This window comes from Levilactobacillus hammesii DSM 16381 (assembly GCF_001434395.1).
Taxonomy (GTDB): domain Bacteria; phylum Bacillota; class Bacilli; order Lactobacillales; family Lactobacillaceae; genus Levilactobacillus; species Levilactobacillus hammesii.
Genome location: NZ_AZFS01000013.1, coordinates 1 through 1,561, shown reverse-complemented (window position 1 = coordinate 1,561; position 1,561 = coordinate 1). Strand labels below are relative to the sequence as shown.

The window sequence follows — 1,561 nt, the reverse complement described above, 5'->3', positions numbered from 1 at the left end:
CTAAAGGTTGAAAGTACGAAAATAGCCCTCAGCCCTTATCACGAAAGGCCTGAGGTCCCAAATAATACTTTCCCAGCTTTATCCAGCACTGCCTAGTAGTCTCGCGAGACTACTAGGCAGTGCTTTTGTGAATTCTTCAAAAATGGTGTCCAGGGCTTCTGAAGACATGCCCATCTTTATACCTAGACCACTAAGAGTTCTCATTAGCCAACTCAAGGCTTCAGCAACTGGAATATCGAGAAGCGCTCGACCATATTCAAAAAACAGATCACCGAGAGTGCGTTCGTCAATATTCTGGCGCTGGGCTAGCGCCAGAATATCATAACTCATCATAACTAACGCCATATGGCCACAAAGGCCGTCATAACTTTGGATTTGGGTCTGATCAAACTGCAAGTACTGTTTAGCCACCTTGAAATAGCCTTCGATTTGCCAGCGACGACCATACATTTGGATGATTTCTTTGGGCCGTAGTCCTATTTTCGTAGTCGCCAATACTAAATATTGATTCGAAGCACCACGATTAGAAACGTAGACTAATTTGACGGGCATTTCTTGCCCGTCTACTTCAAATTTAACAATCGGACTATAGAAATAATCATCACGAGTTGGTCGTTTACCACTACACAGGATTCTATAAAGGGTCTTCACATCCATTTGACGTCCGCGATACCGGAAATAGACCTTCTTAGTCCGCTTCAACATGCCAATACCAAAACGTCCACGCTTCAAGAGTTCAAAGAACATCCGTGGTGAAGCGTACCAACTGTCAAATAGGACATATTTGGCCTTGATCCCAGCGTTAAAAGCTGCGTCGAGTAACTCCAAGGCGACATCGTTCATTTTACACTGGGCTTGTGCTCGGCGTTTAGCCGCTAAGGACCGACCATCTAGATGCTTGAACCGACCGAATTGGTTCAGTTGCTTACGAGAGGACATCAAAGCAAAGTTGACTGGTAAAAACGTATTTGCGTCACTCCAACCGACGGTTAGAGTGCGAAAACCCTTGAAGTAACACTGATTATCGTGGTCAAAAACTCGAGACAATAATTCAGTTTTCTTTGAGAATTCACGTTTAAATAGAGAATCATCAACAATCAAGGCTTGGCGTCGTCGTGAATCGGTGAAGCGTTGAATGTATTGAATCAGTTTAATCGCAATGAGTACAACAAAACGTTGCCAGTTAATTTGAGCATCATTAAGATAATTGCGGACTGTCCGCTTTGAGAAGCCAGATGGGTCATCAGCCCGAAACAACGAATAGCGAGAAAAGACCGTTGTTAGCAGCCATTCCACAAGTAAGCTAACTCTAATTCCCCGTTTCTTCTTGAAATTGGCGCACCGGAGGATAGCGCCTAACTGTACCAATTTAGAAAAATGATGAAAAGAGTAGTGAATTTGGGTGGTTGAATGTTGTATATTAGACATGGACATGAATTCTCCTCGTATATTGGTTTTCGACAACTTAATAATACGATGTGGAGTAATCCATGTCTATTTTTGTACAGTAAAGGCCCGGTTTCCCGGGCCTTTACTGTACAATTTAACTTTCAACCTTTAG

At 43.0% G+C, this 1,561-nt stretch carries 1 protein-coding gene; it reads right to left on the bottom strand.

Annotation, left to right across the window (positions count from 1 at the left end; translation table 11 throughout):
- Window positions 1-78 precede the first annotated feature (78 nt).
- A complete protein-coding gene (locus tag FD28_RS01110; RefSeq protein ID WP_083478077.1) occupies window positions 79-1,428 on the bottom strand; it encodes an IS4 family transposase in 1,350 nt (449 codons plus the stop codon).
- Window positions 1,429-1,561: the final 133 nt, after the last annotated feature.

Bases quoted from the DNA above. Each gene is read 5' to 3' on its own strand.
- FD28_RS01110 (WP_083478077.1), bottom strand. From the start codon at position 1,428: ATGTCTAATATACAACATTCAACCACCCAAATTCACTACTCTTTTCAT.